This window comes from Georgenia sp. 311, from assembly GCF_006151955.1.
Taxonomy (GTDB): domain Bacteria; phylum Actinomycetota; class Actinomycetes; order Actinomycetales; family Actinomycetaceae; genus Oceanitalea; species Oceanitalea wutianyii.
Window position 1 is genome coordinate 14,224 of record NZ_VDFS01000002.1, and the last position, 19,947, is coordinate 34,170.

General features: G+C 73.7%; 17 protein-coding genes and 1 riboswitch. Of the genes, 7 read left to right on the forward strand and 10 right to left on the reverse strand.

Annotated features, from left to right (window positions below):
- From gdhA to FHE66_RS00215, 4 genes are all read right to left on the reverse strand, one after another.
- On the reverse strand, window positions 1-1,325 hold a 1,325-nt coding region (gdhA, locus tag FHE66_RS15245), incomplete at its 3' end, for an NADP-specific glutamate dehydrogenase (RefSeq protein WP_176554587.1).
- Between the two features lie 54 nt (window positions 1,326-1,379).
- Window positions 1,380-3,707: a phosphoribosylformylglycinamidine synthase subunit PurL gene (gene purL / locus FHE66_RS00205; protein WP_139070979.1), complete on the reverse strand. Its 2,328-nt coding sequence runs from the start codon at window positions 3,705-3,707 to the stop codon at window positions 1,380-1,382.
- Between the two features lie 159 nt (window positions 3,708-3,866).
- Complete coding sequence (locus FHE66_RS00210; protein ID WP_255303547.1) at window positions 3,867-6,023, reverse strand: acyl-CoA dehydrogenase; 2,157 nt, start codon at window positions 6,021-6,023, stop codon at window positions 3,867-3,869.
- Window positions 6,020-6,778: a TetR/AcrR family transcriptional regulator gene (locus FHE66_RS00215; protein WP_139070980.1), complete on the reverse strand. Its 759-nt coding sequence runs from the start codon at window positions 6,776-6,778 to the stop codon at window positions 6,020-6,022. Before FHE66_RS00215 ends, FHE66_RS00210 begins: the two co-directional genes overlap by 4 nt.
- Window positions 6,779-6,862: 84 nt before the next feature.
- Here FHE66_RS00215 and FHE66_RS00220 point away from each other — a divergent pair, with 84 nt between their 5' ends.
- Genes FHE66_RS00220 through FHE66_RS00230 form a run of 3 tightly spaced genes read left to right on the forward strand, consistent with a single transcriptional unit; the run spans window position 6,863 to window position 10,409 of the window.
- The gene (locus FHE66_RS00220) at window positions 6,863-8,161 is read left to right on the forward strand and encodes an acetyl-CoA C-acetyltransferase (protein ID WP_255303548.1); all 1,299 of its coding nucleotides are present in this window, start codon (window positions 6,863-6,865) and stop codon (window positions 8,159-8,161) included.
- Window positions 8,161-9,522: a 3-oxoacyl-ACP reductase gene (locus tag FHE66_RS00225; protein ID WP_139070981.1), complete on the forward strand. Its 1,362-nt coding sequence runs from the start codon at window positions 8,161-8,163 to the stop codon at window positions 9,520-9,522. The genes FHE66_RS00220 and FHE66_RS00225 overlap by 1 nt, the downstream gene beginning before the upstream one ends.
- On the forward strand, window positions 9,522-10,409 hold the full coding sequence (locus tag FHE66_RS00230; protein WP_139070982.1) for a MaoC/PaaZ C-terminal domain-containing protein: 888 nt from the start codon (window positions 9,522-9,524) through the stop codon (window positions 10,407-10,409). Before FHE66_RS00225 ends, FHE66_RS00230 begins: the two co-directional genes overlap by 1 nt.
- A gap of 42 nt (window positions 10,410-10,451) precedes the next feature.
- On the opposite strand, the gene FHE66_RS00235 is transcribed toward FHE66_RS00230, so the two are convergent.
- On the reverse strand, window positions 10,452-11,420 hold the full coding sequence (locus FHE66_RS00235) for a DMT family transporter (RefSeq protein ID WP_139070983.1): 969 nt from the start codon (window positions 11,418-11,420) through the stop codon (window positions 10,452-10,454).
- A 122-nt stretch (window positions 11,421-11,542) separates the two neighbouring features.
- Window positions 11,543-11,632: riboswitch (glycine riboswitch) on the reverse strand.
- A 112-nt stretch (window positions 11,633-11,744) separates the two neighbouring features.
- On the opposite strand from FHE66_RS00235, the gene FHE66_RS00240 reads away from it, so the two are divergent.
- Window positions 11,745-12,473, forward strand: coding sequence for a trimeric intracellular cation channel family protein (locus FHE66_RS00240; protein ID WP_139070986.1), 729 nt, complete (start codon window positions 11,745-11,747; stop codon window positions 12,471-12,473).
- An 84-nt stretch (window positions 12,474-12,557) separates the two neighbouring features.
- A complete protein-coding gene (gene ald / locus FHE66_RS00245; RefSeq protein WP_139070987.1) occupies window positions 12,558-13,679 on the forward strand; it encodes an alanine dehydrogenase in 1,122 nt (373 codons plus the stop codon).
- Window positions 13,680-13,689: 10 nt separating this feature from the next.
- On the opposite strand, the gene purQ is transcribed toward ald, so the two are convergent.
- The 4 genes from purQ to purD form a co-directional block, all read right to left on the reverse strand.
- On the reverse strand, window positions 13,690-14,418 hold the full coding sequence (purQ, locus tag FHE66_RS00250) for a phosphoribosylformylglycinamidine synthase subunit PurQ (RefSeq protein ID WP_139070988.1): 729 nt from the start codon (window positions 14,416-14,418) through the stop codon (window positions 13,690-13,692).
- Window positions 14,418-14,675, reverse strand: a complete 258-nt coding sequence (purS, locus tag FHE66_RS00255; protein ID WP_139070989.1) for a phosphoribosylformylglycinamidine synthase subunit PurS — start codon at window positions 14,673-14,675, stop codon at window positions 14,418-14,420. The genes purQ and purS overlap by 1 nt, the downstream gene beginning before the upstream one ends.
- Before the next feature lie 90 nt (window positions 14,676-14,765).
- On the reverse strand, window positions 14,766-15,635 hold the full coding sequence (locus FHE66_RS00260; protein ID WP_139070991.1) for a phosphoribosylaminoimidazolesuccinocarboxamide synthase: 870 nt from the start codon (window positions 15,633-15,635) through the stop codon (window positions 14,766-14,768).
- Window positions 15,632-16,906, reverse strand: a complete 1,275-nt coding sequence (purD, locus tag FHE66_RS00265; protein WP_139070992.1) for a phosphoribosylamine--glycine ligase — start codon at window positions 16,904-16,906, stop codon at window positions 15,632-15,634. Before purD ends, FHE66_RS00260 begins: the two co-directional genes overlap by 4 nt.
- Window positions 16,907-17,029: 123 nt before the next feature.
- Here purD and FHE66_RS00270 point away from each other — a divergent pair, with 123 nt between their 5' ends.
- A complete protein-coding gene (locus tag FHE66_RS00270) occupies window positions 17,030-18,037 on the forward strand; it encodes a hypothetical protein (protein ID WP_139070993.1) in 1,008 nt (335 codons plus the stop codon).
- A gap of 87 nt (window positions 18,038-18,124) precedes the next feature.
- On the opposite strand, the gene FHE66_RS00275 is transcribed toward FHE66_RS00270, so the two are convergent.
- Window positions 18,125-19,411, reverse strand: a complete 1,287-nt coding sequence (locus tag FHE66_RS00275) for an adenylosuccinate synthase (protein WP_139070994.1) — start codon at window positions 19,409-19,411, stop codon at window positions 18,125-18,127.
- A 178-nt stretch (window positions 19,412-19,589) separates the two neighbouring features.
- Between FHE66_RS00275 and FHE66_RS00280 the strand changes: the two genes are divergently transcribed.
- Window positions 19,590-19,919, forward strand: coding sequence for an STAS domain-containing protein (locus FHE66_RS00280; protein ID WP_139070996.1), 330 nt, complete (start codon window positions 19,590-19,592; stop codon window positions 19,917-19,919).
- Window positions 19,920-19,947 lie beyond the last annotated feature (28 nt).

Genomic DNA, 19,947 nt, shown 5'->3' on the forward strand with positions numbered 1-19,947 from the left:
TGGGCGAGCATCGCGTCGGCCACCTTGATGAAGCCGGCGACGTTCGCGCCGACGACGTAGTCGCCCGGGCGGCCGTACTCCTCGGCGGTGGCGGCGCAGCGGTCGTGGATCGAGCGCATGATGTCCTGCAGGCGGGCCTCGGTGTACTCGAAGCTCCACGAGTCGCGGCTGGCGTTCTGCTGCATCTCGAGCGCGGACGTCGCCACACCACCGGCGTTGGCGGCCTTGCCGGGGCCGAAGAGCACGCCGGCCTCCTGGAAGACGCGCAGCGCCTCGGGGGTCGTGGGCATGTTCGCACCCTCGGCGACCGCGACGACGCCGTTCTTCAGCAGGGCGCGGGCGTCGTCACCGTCGAGCTCGTTCTGCGTGGCGCACGGCAGCGCGACGTCGGCCGGCACCTCCCAGATGGAGGAGCCGGTGACGAGGCGGGAGCCGCTGCGCGCCTCGACGTAGTCGCGGGCGCGCCCGCGGTCCTCGAACTTGACCCGCTTGAGCAGGTCGAGGTCCACGCCCTGCTCGTCGACGACGTAGCCGGAGGAGTCGGAGAACGCGACGACCTTCGCGCCGAACTGCTGCGCCTTCTCGATCGCGTAGATCGCGACGTTGCCGGAGCCGGAGACGGTGACGCGGCGGCCGTCGAAGTCCTGGCCCCTGGTCGCGAGCATCTCCCGGGCGAACATCACCGTGCCGTAGCCGGTGGCCTCGGTCCGCACGAGCGACCCGCCCCAGCTGATGCCCTTGCCGGTGAGGACGCCGGACTCGTAGCGGTTGGTGATGCGCTTGTACTGCCCGAAGAGGTACCCGATCTCGCGCTGGCCGACGCCGATGTCGCCGGCGGGCACGTCGGTGTACTCCCCGAGGTGGCGGTAGAGCTCGGTCATGAAGGACTGGCAGAACCGCATGATCTCCTGCGTCGAGCGCCCGCGCGGGTCGAAGTCCGAGCCACCCTTGGCACCGCCGATGGGCAGGCCGGACAGCGAGTTCTTGAAGATCTGCTCGAAGCCGAGGAACTTGACGATGCCGAGGTACACCGAGGGGTGGAACCGCAGGCCGCCCTTGTACGGGCCGAGCGCGGAGTTGTACTCCACACGGAAGCCGCGGTTGATGCGCACCCGGCCGGCGTCGTCGGTCCACGGCACGCGGAAGATGATCTGGCGCTCGGGCTCGCAGAGACGCTCGAGGACGGCGGCGTCGACGTAGCGGGGGTTCTTGCGCAGGACCGGCCCGAGGGAGTCGAAGACCTCGCGGACGGCCTGGTGGAACTCGGCCTCGCCGGGGTTGCGGCGCAGGACCTCCTCGTAGGCGTGCTCGAGCTGCTCTTCCATCGGTGAACTCCTTAGTCGTCAGGCGTGCCCGGCCCGGTGGGCATGGCGGTGGGCTCAGCCGAAGTGGGCGGGGAGGGTCGCCGTGGCGGCCTCCCGGAGCTCGGTGAGCGGGAAGGTTGCGACACCGTCGATGTCGAGCACCGGGCGGCCCTCGACCGACTCGGGGCCGGTGTCGTCGGTCGTCCCGATCCGCAGCAACGGGACTCCGCGGGCGGTGCACAGGTCCTGGAGGTGGACCTCCTGACTGCGGGGCACCGAGACCAGCGCGCGGGCCCCACTCTCGGAGAAGAGGGCCGTCGCGAGGTCGATCCCGTCGCGCTCGCACAGGTCGGCGAGCGAGACACGCGCGCCGACTCCGAAGCGCAGGCAGGAGTCGACGAGCGCCTGGGCGAGGCCGCCGGCCGACAGGTCGTGGGCGGACTCGACGATCTGGTCGCGCGAGGCGTTGACGAGCACGGCGGCGAGGCGGCGCTCGGCGGCGAGGTCGACGGCCGGCGGGCGGCCGCCGAGGTGGCCGTGGACGACGTCGGCCCACGCGGAGCCGGAGAGCTCCTCGGCGGTCGTGCCGAGCAGGTAGACGGCGCGTCCGGGGGCGCCCCAGCCGGAGCGGGTGGCACGGGTGACGTCGTCGATGACCCCGAGGACCCCGACGACGGGGGTCGGGTTGATCGAGGAGTCGACCCGGCCCGGGGAGCCGGTGCCGTTGTAGAGGGAGACGTTGCCGCCGGTGACGGGGACACCGAGCTCGGCGCACGCGTCGGCCAGGCCGGTGATCGCCTGGACGAGCTGCCACATGGCGTCCGGGTCCTCGGGGGAGCCGAAGTTCAGGCAGTCGGTGACGGCGGCCGGCTGGGCGCCGACGGTCGCGACGTTGCGGTAGGCCTCGGCCAGCGCCTGCTGCGCCCCGGTGTAGGGGTCGAGCTTGGTGAAGCGGCCGTTGGCGTCGGTGCTGATCGCCACGCCGAGCCCGGTCGCCTCGTCGACGCGGACAACGCCGGCGTCGTCGGGCTGGGCGAGGGCGGTGTTGCCCTGGACGTAGCGGTCGTACTGGTCGGTGACCCAGGACTTGCTCGCGAGGTTCGGCGAGGCGGTGAGGCGCAGCACCTGCTCGCGCAGCTCCTCCGGGGCCGTCGGCCGGGGCAGCTGCTCGGCGGCGTCGGCGTTGAGCGCGTCCTGCCAGGCGGGGCGCGCGTAGGGGCGGTCGTAGACCGGGCCCTCGTGGGCGACGGTGCGGGGGTCGACGTCGACGATGCGCTCGCCGTGGTGGTCGATGACGAGGCGGCCGGTGTCGGTGACCTCGCCGATGACGGCGGCCTCGACGTTCCAGCGTCCGGTGACGGCGAGGAACTCCTCGAGCCGCTCGGGCCGCACGACGGCCATCATCCGCTCCTGCGACTCGGACATGAGGATCTCACCGGCGGTGAGCTCCTCGCGCAGGAGGACGTTCTCGAGGTGGACGTGCATGCCGCCGTCGCCGTTGGAGGCGAGCTCGGAGGTGGCGCAGGAGATGCCGGCGGCTCCGAGGTCCTGGATGCCCTCGACGACGCCCGCGGCGAAGAGCTCGAGGCAGCACTCGATGAGCACCTTCTCCATGAAGGGGTCACCGACCTGGACGGCGGGCCGCTTGGTGACGCCGCCCTCGTCGAAGGTCTCGCTGGCGAGGATGGAGGCGCCGCCGATGCCGTCGCCGCCGGTACGGGCGCCGAAGAGGACCACCTTGTTGCCGACGCCGGAGGCGTTGGCGAGGTGGATGTCCTCGTGGCGCATGACGCCCACGCACAGCGCGTTGACCAGCGGGTTGTTCTGGTAGGACGCGTCGAACTCGGTCTCCCCGCCGATGTTCGGCAGGCCGAGGCAGTTGCCGTAGGAGCTGATGCCGGAGACGACCCCGTGGACGACGCGCGCGGTGTCCGGGTGGTCGACGGCGCCGAAGCGCAGCTGGTCCATGACGGCCACGGGCCGGGCGCCCATCGAGATGATGTCGCGGACGATGCCGCCGACGCCGGTCGCGGCACCCTGGTGCGGCTCGACGAAGCTCGGGTGGTTGTGCGACTCGACCTTGAAGGTCACCGCCCAGCCGTCGCCGATGTCGACGACGCCGGCGTTCTCCCCGATGCCGACGAGCAGCTTCTCGCGCATCGCGTCGGTGGTCTTGTCCCCGAACTGGCGCAGGTGCGTCTTGGAGGACTTGTACGAGCAGTGCTCGGACCACATGACGGAGTACATCGCGAGCTCGGCGGCGGTGGGACGGCGGCCGAGGATGTCGACGATGCGCTGGTACTCGTCGTCCTTGAGGCCGAGGTCGCGGTAGGGCAGGGACACCTCGGGCGTCGCCGCGGCATTGGCGACCGTGTCCGCCTGGCGCGTCTCAGTCTCGGACACGGGGACCCCGCAGCGGGAGGGCGATGGGAAGCACGGCCGACAATCTACCGCGCGTGCGCGAGGCACTCCTCACCGGTGCCACCAGGCGGACCACGCCCGCGGGCGTGGGGCCCGGCCCCGCGCGGCGCAGCCCGGGGGAGGCGCGCGGGGCCGGGGTCCTCAGCCGGCGGCGACCCGCTCGGGCAGTGCACGCCGGCGGCGCAGGTGGGACGCGGCCTCCTCCTGGCGCTCACGCTCGGCGCCCGAGGCGATCGGGGCACGCAGGTGGGCGTCGGTGTAGCCGAACGCGTCGACGAGGTCGACGGCGTGCGGCCGCAGCCGGGTGAGGAGGCGGTTGATGTAGCCGGTGACCACCCGGGCCCGCTGCGCGGTGAGCCGCCCGTTGATGAGGTACCAGGCGAGGTTGCGCTCGATGCGCTCCAGGCCGTAGAGGTCGCGCAGCCAGGTGAGCACCTCGCGGGTCGTGCCCTCGGGCACCGTGGGCAGCGCGGCGGTGAACGCCTCCCACAGGAGCAGCTCGGCGTGCGCCTTCGCGGTGGCGATGAGCTCGTCCTGGTGGGCGTTGAAGACCTCCGTCGCCTCCTCCGGCGAGGCGTCCTTGACCTCGCGCAGGGCTCCGGCGATGGCGGCGACCATCGTCTCGACGCGGTCCTCGAGCAGCTCGCGCTGCACGTCGGGGTCGCGCAGGTGGCCGGCGGAGCGGGCGGCGGACCCGGAGTCGACGACGGACTGCGCGGCGCGGCGCAGCGGGGTGCGGTGCAGCGCGAGGTCCCCGGCGCGGGCGGCGACGAACCGGGCGGCGCCGGCGACGTCGATCTTGCCCATCGCCTTGCCGTAGTCGGTGAGCAGCCGCTTGCCGACGAGCTGGAGCAGGACGTTGTTGTCCCCCTCGAAGGTCGTGTAGACGTCGAAGTCCTGGCGCCAGGTGACGAGTCGGTTCTCGGCCATGAACCCGGCCCCGCCGCACGCCTCACGGCTCTCCTGGAGCGTCTCCATGGCGAGCCACGTCGTCGTCGGCTTGAGCGCGGCGGCGAGGGTCTCGAGGTCCTGGCGCGACTCGTCGTCGTCGTGCTCGCCGCTGAAGACCTCGTGGAAGCGCTGGAGCAGGCCGAGCTGGGCGAACCCGGCGGCGTACGTGCGGGCGACGAGCGGCAGGAGACGGCGCTGGTGGCGCTGGTAGTCCAGCAGCGTGACCTCGCGGTTCTCGTCGGCGCCGGTGAACTGGCGGCGCTCGTCGCCGTAGCGCACTGCGATGGACAGCGCGGCCTTGCTCACCCCGACGGCCGCACCGCCGAGGGACACCCGGCCCTGGACGAGGGTGCCGAGCATGGTGAAGAAGCGGCGGCCCTTGCTCGCGATCGGGGAGGAGTAGGTGCCGTCGGGCGCGACGTCGCCGTAGCGGCGCAGGAGGTTCTCCCGCGGCACGCGCACGTGGTCGAACCACAGCTGGCCGTTGTCGATGCCGTTGAGCCCGCCCTTGGGGCCGTCGTCGCGGCCACCGATGCCGGGCAGGAAGCGCAGCTCGCCGTCCTCGCCGCGCTCGCGGAGGGGCACGTACAGGGCGTGGACTCCGTGGTTGCGTCCCTTGGTGACGAGCTGGGCGAAGACGACGGCGGCCAGCCCGTGCAGCGCCGCGTTGCCGATGTACTCCTTCCTCGCCGCGGCGAACGGGGTGTGGAGGACGAACTCCTCGGTCTGCGGGTCGTAGGTGGCGGTCGTCGCGATCGAGGCGACGTCCGAGCCGTGGCCGACCTCGGTCATCGCGAAGCAGCCGGGCACCTCCAGGCTCATGATCCCCGGGAGCCAGCGCGCGTGCTGCTCGGGCACGCCGAGGTGCTGGACGGCGGAGCCGAACAGCCCCCACTGCACCCCGCCCTTGATCTGGATGGACGGGTCGCCGAGGAAGAGCTCCTCGAACCCGGCGAGGTTGCCGCCCGGGTCTCCCCCGCCGCCGACCTCGCGGGGGAAGCCGCGCAGCACGTCGCCGCGGTCGAGGATCAGGTGGAGCTGCTCGAGGACGCGGGCACGGTGCTCGGCGACCGACTGGTCGGGCAGCCGGTGGAACGCGGGGTCGAGCGCGAGGTCGCGGCTGGCGCGGCGCCGCTCGCGCCAGCGCCCGTCGATGAGGTCGGCGACGGCGCGGACGTCGAGCTCCCCCTCGGCGCTGTCGGGAGAGCCGGCGCTCACGCCGAGCACCGGCGCGCTGGGCGGGGTCGCGACGGCGGCGCCGACGGGGGCGTCGACGTCGGGCATGAGGGGGCGGGCGGACCGCTCGCGGACGACGGCGTCGTCCTCGGCGGGGGTGGTGGCGGTCATGTGTGGTCTCCGATCGCGTCGTCGGGTCGGGTGGTGGTCGTGCGGGCACGGCGGGCGACGCCGGCCGCCCCCGTCCAGAGCCAGTCGGTGATGCGGGCGCCGAGGGCGGCGCGGTCCATCGCGGCGATCTCGTCCTCGGTGCCGCGGTCGGCCGCGCCCTGCGGCTCGGGTGCCGCCGCGCCGGCGCGGGCGGCGATCCAGCGCTCGGCGACGCTGCGGACGTGACCGACGACGCCGGCCGCCCACAGGGCGGCGAGCGCCTGGTCGGTGGCGCTGCGCGCGCCGCCGTGGCGCAGCACGGGCAGGAGCGCCTCGGCGACGATGTCCTCGATCTCCGCGACGAACCCGCGCAGGGCGCCGGCCGTGGCGGCGGCCCCGGGCTGGGTGACGAAGGCGTAGACCGAGGCGGAGGACTCGACGATGCCGAGGTAGACGTCGACCATCGCGGCGATCCGGTCGCGCGGGCGGGTGACGCGCTCGCTCACCTCGCCGAGCGCGGCGCGCAGCTCGTCGATGACGGCGTCCCCGACGGCGCCCTGCAGGCCGGACTTGTCGGTGAAGTAGCGGTAGATGATCGACTTCGAGGTGCCGATCTCGGCGGCGAGGTCGTCCATCGACAGGTCCGGGCCGCGGTGGTGCACGGCGCGGCGCGCAGCGCGCACGAGCTCGGCCCGCCGCGAGCTGCGGTGGGCGGCCCAGCGCGCGTCGCGCCCGTCGACGCGGACGTCCTCCCCATCATCGGGTGTGCTCGGCATCACGAAACCGACAGTATCAGGTACTCTCGGTTTCACGATGGACAAGGGACTTCGGTCCCACCCGCAACGAGAAGGAACAACGACGTGACCTCATCTCCCCGCCCGGCGGTCGTCGTCGGCGCGAACCGCATCCCGTTCGCCCGCGCCGGCGGCCGGTACGCCTCCTCGTCGAACAAGGACATGCTCACCGCCGCCCTCGAGGGTCTCGTCGCCCGCTTCGGGCTGGCCGGGGAGCGTCTGGACGACGTGAGCGCCGGCGCCGTCCTCAAGCACTCCCGGGACTTCAACCTCGCCCGCGAGGTCGTCCTCGGCTCCTCCCTCGACCCGCACACCCCCGCCTTCGACGTCCAGCGCGCGTGCGCGACCGGGCTCGAGGCCGTCGTCGGGGTGAGCAACAAGATCGCCCTCGGCCAGGCCGAGGCCGGCATCGCCGGTGGCGTCGACTCCGCCTCCGACGCCCCCATCGTCGTCTCCGACCGGCTGCGCTCCGCGATCCTGCGCGCCTCCCGCGCCAAGACCCTGCCCGAGCGGCTCAAGGCGATCTCCGCGATCCGCCCGCGCGACCTCGCGCCGGTGGCCCCGGACACCGCCGAGCCGCGCACCGGGATGAGCATGGGCCAGCACCAGGCCGTCACCACCGAGCGGTGGGGCATCACCCGCGAGGCCCAGGACGCCCTCGCCCTCGCCTCCCACCAGAACCTCGCCGCCGCCTACGACCGCGGCTTCTTCGACGACCTCCTCACCCCCTACCGGGGCATCACGCGCGACGAGTTCCTCCGCCCGGACACCTCGCTGGACAAGCTCGGCAAGCTCCGCACCGCGTTCACCGCGCCGGGCAGCGACAACCCGACGATGACGGCCGGCAACTCCACGCCGCTGTCCGACGGCGCCTCCACCGTCCTGCTCGCCACCGAGGAGTGGGCCGGTGAGCGCGGGCTGCCGACCCTCGCCCGCGTCGTCGACTCCCAGACCGCCGCGGTCGACTTCACCAGCGGCGCCGAGGGCCTGCTCATGGGCGGCTGCTACGCCGTCCCGCGGCTGCTCGAGCGCCAGGGGCTCGCCCTGGAGGACTTCGACTTCGTCGAGATCCACGAGGCGTTCGCCGCCACCGTCCTCGCCACCCTCGCGGCGTGGAACGACGCCGAGTTCTGCCGCGAGCGCCTCGGGCGCGGCCCGCTCGGCACCGTCGCGCTGGAGCGGCTCAACGTCACCGGCTCCTCCCTCGCCGCCGGCCACCCGTTCGGGGCCACCGGCGGACGCATCGTCGGCACGCTCGCCAAGCTCCTCGCCGAGAAGAAGGCCGCGACCGGCGCCCCCGTCCGCGGCCTCATCTCCGTGTGCGCCGCCGGCGGGCAGGCCACCGCGATGATCCTGGAGGCGTGATGAGCGACAAGTACCTCGACCTCGTGTCCCGCGGCTGGGGCAGGTCGGCCGCGAAGAAGCTCGGTCTGCCCCAGCCGGCGCGGCTGCGGCGCACCGACGCCGCCCGGGTCGACCAGCCGCTCGTCCCCGGCCCCGTCCTCGTGCTCGACGACGGCGTCTCGACGGCGGCGTCCGACACCGTCGCCGAGACGCTCCTCGGCTGGGAGCTCGACGTGCGCCGCGACCCCGACGAGCTCGGCAAGGGCAAGCGCTGGGGCGCCGTCGTCCTCGTCCTCACCGGGGCGACCTCCCCGGCCGACCTGGGCGAGCCCGCCCTCGCCCTCGGCGGCGTGCTGCGCCGCCTGGCGCCCGGGGCGCGCGTCGTCACCGTCTCGCGCCGCGCCGCCGACGCGACCGAGCCGGCCGTCGTCGCCGCGCGGCTCGGGGTCGACGGGTTCCTCCGCTCGCTGGCCAAGGAGCTGCGCGCCGGAGCCACCGCCAACGGCATCGTCCTGGCCGACGGCGTCCCCCTGGACGCCCCCTCGGCGCTCGGCACGCTGCGCTTCTTCCTCTCCGCCCGCTCGGCGTTCGTCGACGGCCAGCTCCTCGAGGTCGGCTCCGCCGACGGCGAGGTCCCGGCCGACTGGACCCGTCCCCTCGCCGGGACGGTCGCCGTCGTCACGGGCGCGGCCCGCGGGATCGGCGCGGCGGTCGTCCGCGTCCTGGCCCGCGACGGCGCGCGCGTCGTCGGGGTCGACGTCCCCGCGGCGGGCGACTCCCTGAGCCAGGTGATGAACGAGGTGCGCGGCAGCGCCCTGCAGCTCGACATCACCGCCCCGGACGCCGCCGAGCGGATCCTCGAGCACGTCGCCGACCGCTACGGCCGCCTCGACGTCGTCGTCCACAACGCCGGGATCCTGCGCGACAAGCTGCTCGCGAACATGTCCGAGGACAAGTGGAAGGACCTGCTCGCCGTCAACATCCTCGCCCCGCTGCGGATGAACGAGACGTTCGCCGGCCAGCTCGGCACGGGCGGGCGGATCATCTCCCTCGCCTCGACGTCGGGCATCGCCGGCAACCGCGGCCAGACGAACTACGCTACGGCCAAGGCGGGCATCATCGGCATGACGCGGGCGCTCGCGCCCGTGGTCGCGCGGAGCGGAGCCACCGCCAACGCCGTCGCCCCCGGGTTCATCGAGACGGACATGACCGCCCGGATCCCGGCCGTGCCGCGCGAGGTCGCCCGCCGGGCGAACTCGCTTCAGCAGGGCGGGCGACCGGTCGACGTCGCCGAGGCCATCGCCTTCCTCGCCTCGCCGCAGGCCGGGGGCGTCAACGGTCAGACGCTGCGGGTGTGCGGCCAGAACCTGGTGGGCCAGTGATGCGCGAGCACCGCCTCGACACCGTCCCGAGCCTCGGCTCGCTCTACACGAAGGCGCTGGCCGCCAGCGCGCGGGCGCAGCTGAGCCGGCGCCAGGGCTCCGGCCGACTGCCCGAGGTGGCCTACGTCGCCGACGGCCTCGGCGCCGACCCCGCGACGCTGTCGGCCTACCAGCACCTGCTCGGCGAGGCCGGGACGGACGAGCTGCCCGCCGGCTACGTCCACGTCCTCGCCTTCCCGCTGGCGATGGCGCTCATGGTGCGGCCCGACTTCCCGCTCCCCGTGCTCGGCATGGTGCACACCGCCAACCTCGTCGAGCAGCACCGCCCGGTCCTCCTCGGTGAGGAGCTGAGCGCGCGGGCGTGGGCGCAGTCCCCCCGGGCGCACCGCAAGGGCACGCTCGTCGACCTGCGCGTCGACGTCCGCTCCGGGGAGGAGCTCGTGTGGGAGGGCACCTCCACCTACCTCGCGCGCGGCACGCGGCTGCCCGGCGCGGTGGCCGACTCCCCCGCCTCCTCCCCGGAGGAGCGGGCCGGGTCGGCTGGCGACGTCATCGCCCTGTGGTCCCTGGGCGCGGCCACGGGCACGCGGTACGCGGAGGTCTCCGGGGACCGCAACCCCATCCACGTCTCGCGGCTGGGGGCCAGGGCCTTCGGCTTCCCCCGGCCGATCGCCCACGGGATGTACACCGCCTCCCGCGCGCTGGCCCAGCTCGCCCGCTTCCGTGGCGACGCGTTCACGTGGGACGTCGAGTTCGCCAAGCCCGTCCTGCTCCCGGGCCGGGTGGCCCTGGCGGTCGACGCCTCCGGGGAGTCCGTCCGGTACACCGGGCGCCACCCGAGGTCGGGCAAGGTCCATCTCACCGGGACGCTCACGCCCCGGGTGTGACACCGGGCCGGGGACCCCGCTCGCGCGGCGTCCCCGGCCACGTCACGAGATCGTCCGGATGCTCCGGCGGTGGCCCGCGCCCACCGCGAGCGCGGCGCCGATGCCGATGAGCACGGCCCCGGCCCAGCCGAGCGGGGAGACGGCCTCGCCGAAGAGGACCGTCCCGAGGAGGAGCGCGACGACGACCTCCCAGTAGGACAGCGCGGACAGCTCGACGGCGCGCAGGTTCTTCCCGGCGACGACGAGCAGGCCGAGCGCGAGCAGGCCGCAGACGAGGAAGAAGCCGGCCGCCCACGCCCAGTGCTGCGCCGTCATGCCGGACAGGTCGGGACGGGTGAGGGCGACCATGCCCGCCGTCGCGAGCGCGCCGAAGGCGAAGTTCCAGAAGCTGCGGACGTCGGAGGGCATGTCCGAGCGGTAGCGGTAGGTGAGCAGCGCGGCACCGTAGAGAACGCCGGACAGGACGGCGAGGACGTCGCCGCGCAGCGCGTCACCCGCCGGCGGGCCCGTCTCGAGCAGCCCTGCGGCGAGCACCATCCCTGCCGCGCTCACGAGCACCGAGACGAGCTCGGCTCCCGTGGTGCGCTCCTTGAGCAGGACGCGGGCGAGGACGGTGGCGACGAGCGGGCCGAGGTAGTGCAGCGCGACGGCCCGGCCGAGGTCGGTGAGGACGGCCGCCGAGAGGTAGGTCGCGAGCGAGAGGCCGAGGAAGACCCCGCCGAGGACCACCGACCACGACAGCCGCGTGCGCCGCAGGACGCCGAGCCGCCGGCCCGCGGCGAGGAACGCGAGCATCCCGACCGCGCCCACGGCCATCCGCCCGAGCGTCAGCGCCTCGCCGACGACGGCGCCCGGCGGGGAGGACAGCCGGCCGAACACTCCCGCGAGGCCCATCGCGGTCGCCGAGGCGAGGATCGCGAGCACCCCGGCCCGGTGACGCATCCGGGGCACGGCTCGGACGGCGGACGCCTGAGCGGTGGTGGGCACGAGGACGTCCTGGGACACGGCCATGGGAACTCCGGGGTCGACTGAGCGGGGGTCGTTCCCCGCTCTGTCGTGGGACCTGAGAGCTTCCGCGGGCGAGCCCGCTTGCACCGTGGGTGAGCCCTCGTCGGGCTGCTTTCCAGAGGAGCCTCGCCGTGGCGGTCTGGGGGCCTGAGAGATTCCCGGGGAGGTTGCTCCTTCGGCGCCCGCTGTGCGCGGGACTCTCCCGCCGCGGTTCGGTGGCGTGTTCGGTTGTCCCCCCATCCTGGCACACACCCGGCAGCGCCCCCGGCGGGCCGCGCTCTTGCCCCGGCACCCGCGCAGGGCCAGGATCGAGGCCGGGGGGTGGCCGTGACAGATCACGTGGTCGAGGCGTTGCCGGGCATCTTCCGGCTCATCGACCTCGTCGGTGTGCTGCTCAACGGCGTGCTCGGCGGGATCATCGCCCGCCGCAAGCGGTTCGACCTCGTCGGTTTCGCCATCCTCGCGATCACCTCCGCGCTCGGCGGCGGCATGCTGCGCGACATCATGCTCCAGGCCGGCCCGCCGGTCGCGCTCACCGACCCGCTCTACCTCGCCACCGCGCTGCTCGGCGCCGTCGTCGCCTTCCTCCTGCCGCTGGGGGGACGGTGGTGGACCCGGCTCTACGTCGTCGGGGACGCGCTCGTCCTCGGGTGCTGGGCGGCGACGGGGGCGACGAAGGCGCTGTCCGAGGGGCTCGGCCTGCTGCCCGCGGTCCTCCTCGGGGTGATGACGGCGGTGGGCGGCGGGATGATCCGCGACGTCGTCGTCGGCGACGTCCCGACGATCTTCGGGGGGAACACCCTCTACGCGACGTCGGCCGTGTTCGCGAGCCTGGCGGCGATCGGGCTGGCCGACGTGGGTCAGAACACCGTCGGGATGCTCGTCGCGATCATCGTGGGGGCGGGGCTGAGCATCGCTGCCCGCTGGCGGGGCTGGCGGCTGCCCGACGCGAGCTCGGTGCGGCTGGGGTCGTGGTGGTCGATCACGCGGCGGGACGGGAGGGGGGAGGCGCAGAAACGGGTGGACCGGTGGTGGCAGCGCCGGCTCCGGCGCTGACTGTCCACAGGTTCCGACCGACTCCTGTGTGTATGTGCACAACCCTGTGGACAGGCACTGTGGACAACGTGGAAGGAGAACATCGTGCGAGTAGCGGTACCACGAGAGGTCATGGACTCCGAGGGGCGGGTCGCGATCACGCCGCCGGGGGTCGACGAGCTCGTCCGACACGGCCACGAGGTCGCCGTCGAGCGCGCCGCGGGCCTCTCCGCGTCGATCACCGACGCCGACTTCGCGGCAGCCGGCGCCACCGTCCTGCCCGACGCCGCCGAGGTCTGGGACTTCGGCGAGCTCGTCCTCAAGGTCAAGGAGCCGGTTCCCGAGGAGTACGGGCGGCTCCGTGCCGGGCAGACCCTGTTCACCTACCTCCACCTCGCCGCCGACCGGCCGCTCACCGAGGAGCTCCTGCGCCGCCGGGTGACCGCCGTCGCCTACGAGACGGTCGAGCTGCCCGGCCGCACCCTGCCCCTGCTCGCGCCGATGAGCGAGATCGCCGGGCGCCTCGCACCGCAGGTCGGGGCGCACACGCTGATGAGCGCCCAGGGCGGGCGCGGGGTGCTCCTCGGCGGGGTGCCCGGGGTCTACCCGGCTCGCGTCGTCGTCATCGGGGCGGGGGTCTCCGGGCTCAACGCCGCCACCATGGCCGTGGGGATGCACGCCGACGTCGTCCTCCTCGACCGTGACGTCGAGCGGCTGCGCCTGGCCGACCAGCTCTTCGGCGGCCGCTGCCGCACCGTCATGTCCAACGCCTACGAGATCGAGCGTGCCGTCACCGCGGCCGACCTCGTCATCGGGGCCGTCCTCCTGCCGGGCGCGCGCACGCCCCGGCTCGTCACCAACGAGCAGGTCGCGCGGATGAGGCCGGGCTCCGTCGTCGTCGACGTCTCGGTGGACCAGGGCGGGTGCTTCGAGGACTCACGTCCGACGACGCACTCCGAGCCCACCTACCGGGTCCACGACACCTTGTTCTACTGCGTGGCCAACATGCCCGGCGCGGTGTCCCACACCTCGACGTATGCGCTGACCAACGCCACCGTGCCCTACGCCCTCGCGCTCGCCGGCGGGTGGCGCGAGGCGATGCGCGCCGACCGGTCGCTGGCCCTGGGCCTGGCGACCCACGACGGCGCGCTCGTCTCCGGCCCCGTGGCCGAGGCGCACGGGCTGCACCACACCCCGCTCGAGGAGGTCCTCGGTCAGGGGTCGTGACGGGGAGGGGTCAGACCGCGACGAGGACGCCGAGGACCGAGGCGAAGATCGCCAGGCCGTCGGTGCCGGTACCGGAGTCGGGGCCGAAGCCCGGCTCGACGGCGTGCTCAGGGTGCGGCATGAGCCCGACGACGTTCCCGGCGGCGTTGGTGATGCCGGCGATGTCGCGCAGCGAGCCGTTGGGGTTGATGCCCTCGTAACGGAAGACGACGCGGCCCTCGCCCTCGAGCTCGTCCAGGGTGCGCTCGTCGGCGACGAAGCCGCCCTCGCCGTTCTTCAGCGGGATGGTGATCCTCTGCCCGGCGGTGTACCCGGTGGTCCACGCGGTGTCGTTGTTCTCCACGCGCAGCTGCTGGTCGCGGCAGACGAACCGCTGGTGGTCGTTGCGGATGAGCGCGCCGGGCAGCAGGTGTGCCTCGCACAGGATCTGGAAGCCGTTGCAGATGCCGAGGACGGGCAGCCCGCGCTGGGCGCCCTCGACGACGGCGGACATCACCGGCGCGAAGCGGGCGATCGCCCCCGCGCGCAGGTAGTCGCCGTAGGAGAAGCCACCCGGCAGGACGACGGCGTCGACCCCCTTGAGGTCCTCGTCGCCGTGCCACAGGAGCACGGGCTCGGCGCCGGCCAGACGCACGGCGCGCTGGGCGTCGCGGTCGTCCAGGGAGCCGGGGAAGGTCACGACACCGATCCGGGCGCCCTCGGGGCGCGGCTGCCGCTCGGGGACGTCCAGGCGGTGCATCAGCTCTCCCCGTCGACCGCGGTCACCCGGACGACGTCCTCGATGACCGGGTTGGACAGCAGCGTCTCGGCGGCCCGGCGGGCCTGCTCGAGCGCGGCGTCGTCGACCTCCCCCTCGACCTCGAGCTCGAAGCGCTTGCCCTGCCGCACCGAGGTGAACCCCGTGAGGCCGAGCCGGGGCAGGGCCCCCGCGACGGCCTTCCCCTGGGGGTCGAGGATCTCGGGCTTCGGCATGACCTCGACGACGATTCGTCCCATGATTGCTCCTGCTCGGGGGATGCGGACCGCGGCCGATCTTACCCGCGACGCGGTGTGGTGCCCGGTCCTGCGCGGACGGTGGACAGGCGGTCAGCCGACGAGCCGCTCGGCCGCCTCCCGGTAGCGGTCGGCGGTGCGCTCGACGACGTCCCGCGGGAGCGGGGGCGGCGGGGAGGTGCGGTCCCAGCCCGCCTCCGGGGAGGTGAGCCAGTCGCGGACGAACTGCTTGTCGAAGCTCGGCTGGACGCGGCCCGGCGCGTAGCCGTCGGCCGGCCAGAACCGCGAGGAGTCCGGGGTGAGGACCTCGTCGCCGAGCACCACCCGCCCGTCGGGGCCGAGCCCGAACTCGAGCTTGGTGTCCGCGACGATGATGCCCCTGCGGGCCGCGACCTCGGCCGCCCGGGCGTAGATCCCCAGGGTGAGGTCGCGCAGCTCGGCGGCGCGCCCGGCGCCCAGGGTCTCGGCGACGACGTCGAAGGAGACGTTCTCGTCGTGCTCGCCGAGCTCGGCCTTGCGGGCCGGGGTGAAGATCGGCTCGGGCAGCCGGGAGGCCTCGACGAGGCCGGCGGGCAGGCTCACCCCGCAGACCGCCTGGTTCTCGCGGTACTCCACGAGGCCCGAGCCGGTGAGGTAGCCGCGGGCGACGCACTCGACGGGGAACATCTCCAGCCGGCGGCAGACCATCGCCCGCCCCGCCACGGCCGCCGGCACGTCGAGGGAGACCACGTGGCCCGGGACGAGGTCGGCGAGCTGGTCGAACCACCACAGGCTCAGCCGGGTGAGGACCTCGCCCTTGCCGGGGATGAGCGTCGGCAGGACGTGGTCGTAGGCACTGATCCGGTCCGAGGCGACGACGAGGACGACGTCGCCGGCCGGGTGGGGCGCCGCCGGCCGGTACAGGTCGCGGACCTTGCCCGAGTAGACGTGCTCCCAGCCGGGCAGCTGCGGCGCGGTCGTCACGGCGCGACCGCGGCGATGTCGGTGCGGTGCTGGGACCCGGCGAGGGAGATCCGGGCGACACCGGCGTAGGCGCGCTCCCGCGCCTCCTCCTGGTCGGCTCCCACACCGACGACCGACAGCACCCGCCCGCCGGCGCTCACGAGGGCGCCCTCGTCGTCGGTGGCCGTCCCGGCCTGCAGGACGTGGACGCCGGGCAGCTCCTCTGCCGCGGCGATCCCCTCGACGACGTCGCCGGAGCGGCTCGACGCGGGGTAGCCCGCGGAGGCGAGGACGACCGTGACGGCGGCCTTGTCGTGCCACGTCGGCGGCGGGACGTCGGCGAGGATCCCGGTGGCAGCCGCGTGGAGCAGCTGGGCGAGGGAGGACTTGAGCCGGGCGAGGACGACCTGGGTCTCCGGGTCGCCGAAGCGGGCGTTGAACTCCACGACCCGCAGGCCCCGGGAGGTGAGGGCGAGCCCCACGTACAGGACACCGACGAACGGGGTGCCGCGCCGTGCCATCTCGGCGACGACCGGCCGCGCGACGCGCTCCATCACCTGCTCGACGAGGTCCTCCGGGGCCCACGGCAGCGGGCTGTAGGCGCCCATGCCGCCGGTGTTCGGGCCGGAGTCGCCGTCGCCGAGGCGCTTGAAGTCCTGCGCCGGGGCGAGGGGCACGGCGTCGGCACCGTCGCAGACGCAGAAGAGGGAGACCTCCGGGCCGTCGAGGAACTCCTCGACGACGACCGCAGGGCGGTCCCCGCCGGGGGTCACGGACCGCGACAGGCAGGCGCGCGCGTGGGCCATCGCCTCGTCCAGGTCCTCGGTGACGACGACGCCCTTGCCGGCAGCCAGGCCGTCGTCCTTGACGACGTACGGGGCACCGAAGGCGTCCAGCGCCCGCGCGACCTCCTCGGGCGTGGTGCACACGTAGGCCATCGCCGTCGGGACGCCGGCGCTGGCCATGACCTCCTTGGCGAAGGCCTTGGAGCCCTCGAGGCGGGCGGCCTCGGCACCCGGGCCGAAGCACGGGATGCCGACGGCCCGCACCGCGTCGGCGACGCCGACGACGAGCGGTGCCTCGGGCCCGACGACGACGAGGTCGGCGCCCTGCTCGACGGCGAGCGCCGCGACGGCGCCCGGGTCGAGCGGGTCGACCGGCAGGTTGGTCGCGATCTGCGCCGTCCCGGGGTTCCCGGGGGCGACGAGGACCTCGTGGGACGTGGGGTCGGACGTGAGGGCACGGGCGATGGCGTGCTCGCGCGCACCGGAGCCGACGACGAGGATCTTCACGTCACACCACCCTACCGACCTCGAGCGCGTCGCCGTGGCGCGTCCAGGACCCAGACGGGCACGGGGAGAAGTCCCCCTCGTCTACGAGAGTCGCCGAAGGCCTCGGGCGATAAAGTCTCCGGTATGACAACTCACGCCAGCATGACCGGCCCGAGCCGCGCCCGACGTGGCCTCACGGCCCTCGTCCTCCTGCCTCTGCTGCTCGTGCTGGCCGGATGCTTCCGGCTCGACATGGGCCTGACCATCAACGAGGACGACACCCTCGACGTCAGCATGGAGGTCGCCGACCTCTCCGGCATGGCCACGCGCGACGACCTCGACTGCGCCGACCTCGAGTCCGAGATCACCGACGCGCCCGCCGACGTCGAGTTCACCGTCGAGGAGATCGAGGACGAGGACGGGAACCTCGGCTGCCGCATGGTCGCCACCGGCGCCCCCATCGACTCGATGACCGGCGACGGCATGAGCATCGAGAAGGTCGACGACACCTACGTCTTCACCTTCGAGGGTGACGAGACCGGCATGGACACCGGCAGCATGGAGGACATGCCGGCGGGCATGGAGCCCGAGGTGAGCATCTCCGTGACGTTCCCCGGCGAGGTCATCGAGGCCGACGGCGAGATCGACGGCAACACCGTGACGTGGAGCGGCATCGAGGCCTTCACCGCCGGCGGGTCCGCGACCGGCGAGGCGACCGGCTCCGGCTCCTCCGCGGGCGGCGTGGACACCTGGGTCTGGGTGGTCCTCGGCGTCGTCGCGCTCGGCGCGATCGCCGCGCTCGTCATCCTCATCACCAAGAAGAGCCGCGGCAGCCGTCCCGCTGCCGGCGCCGCGCCCTACGGCGGCCCGGCCTCCCCGTACAGCCAGGGCCAGCCCGGCCAGGTCCCGAACGAGCCCGGCCCCGGCTTCCCCGCGCAGGCCGGTGCCTCCCAGCCGCAGGGCGGCTTCGGGCCCTCGCACCAGGTCCCCGCGGACCCGGGCCCCGGTTACCCCGGTGACCAGAACCCCCCGGCGACCGACCCGGCGACGACGGCGCTCACCGACACCCCGGTCGACCGCCCGGAGGGCTCGCCCTTCTCCCCGCCGCCCGCCCCGCCGGCCCAGCCCGGCAGCGAGGACGAGCAGCGCTGACCCGCACCACATGAGGAGGCCCCGCCGTGCATCGCACGGCGGGGCCTCTTCATGTCCGGGGCCGGTCGGGCTCCCGGCGGGTGGTTCTCAGTCGAGCAGCGAGTGGCGCACGACGGTCGCCTCGCGGTCCGGCCCGACGCCGACCGAGGAGATCCGGGCTCCGGACATCTCCTCGAGCGCGAGGACGTAGCGCTGGGCGGCCGGCGGCAGGTCGCCGAACTCGCGGGCGCCGCCGATGTCCTCGCTCCAGCCCTCGAGCTCCTCGTACACCGGGCGGGCGTGGTGGAAGTCGCTCTGGTTCGGGGGCATCTCGTCCATCCGGCGGCCGTCGACCTCGTAGGCCACGCAGACCGGGATGCGCTCCAGGCCGGTGAGGACGTCGAGCTTGGTGAGGACGAAGTCGGTCATCCCGTTGACCCGGGCCGCGTAGCGGGCGACGACGGCGTCGTACCAGCCGCACCGGCGCGGGCGTCCCGTCGTCGTGCCGTACTCCCCGCCGACCGAGCGCAGCCGCTCGCCGGACTCGTCGTGCAGCTCGGTCGGGAACGGCCCTTCGCCCACGCGGGTGGTGTAGGCCTTGACGACGCCGACGACCCGGTCGATGCGGGTCGGGCCCACGCCGCTGCCCGTGCACGCGCCACCCGCCGTCGCCGAGGAGGAGGTGACGAACGGGTAGGTGCCGTGGTCGACGTCGAGCATGGCCGCCTGGCCCGCCTCGAAGACGACCGTGCGGCCCTCGTCGAGGGCGCGGTTGAGCACGAGGGAGGTGTCGGCGACCATCGGGCGCAGCCGCTCGGCGAACCCGAGCAGCTCCTCGGTGATCTCGTCGACCTCGACGGACCGGCGGTTGTAGACCTTGACCAGGAGCTGGTTCTTCTGGACGAGGGCGCCCTCGACCTTCTGCCGCAGGATGCCCTCGTCGAACAGGTCCTGGATGCGGATGCCGACACGCGCCATCTTGTCGGCGTACGTCGGGCCGATGCCCCGGCCGGTCGTGCCGATCTGGCGCTTGCCGAGGAAGCGCTCGGTGACCTTGTCGAGGGTGCGGTTGTAGGACGGGATGACGTGGGCGGAGGAGGAGACGAGCAGGCGGGAGACGTCCACGCCCCGTGCGGAGAGCCCGTCGAGCTCGGCGAAGAGCACCTCGAGGTCCACGACGACACCGTTGCCGATGACGGGGGTGCAGCCCGGGGTGAGGATGCCGGAGGGCAGCAGGTGCAGGGCGTACTTCTCGTCCCCGACGACGACGGTGTGCCCCGCGTTGTTGCCGCCGTTGAACTTGACGACGTAGTCGACCTCGGAGCTCAGCTGGTCGGTGGCCTTCCCCTTGCCCTCGTCGCCCCACTGGGCTCCGACGACGACGACGGCTGGCATGTTCGATCCTCTCGCTTCACGGCAGGGTCGATCGACCCCCGGTTCAGGCTACCGAACGTCGTCCGCCTCACGGCGGTTCGGTGTGCATCGGGGTCGGCCGGGTCATACTCTTGTTGTCGACACCACAGCGGGCCGACCGTCGCGCGCCTCCACAGAGCCGACGGTCAGAGGGAGCAGCATGATCGAGATCGCGGCGTCAGCGACCACGACGACCGTGACCGTCACCGGGGACCTCGACCTCGCCGAGAGGGCGCAGTTCCCCGAGGTCACCGCACGGGTGAGTGGCCTGCGACGTCAGCTCCTCGTCATCGACATGTGCGAGGTGACGTTCCTCGACTCCACCGGTGCCGCGTTCCTCATCGCGCTGGCCGACGCCGCGATCAAGCGCGGCGGCGCCGCCGTGCTGCGCGGCGCCGACGACCGTGAGCTGTTCGTCCTGGAGATCTGCGGCGCGCTCGGCAACTTCCGCATCGACGCCGACCACCGCTGCGAGCAGCGCGCCTCCTGACGCACCCGCACCACCCACTCCCCCCCCC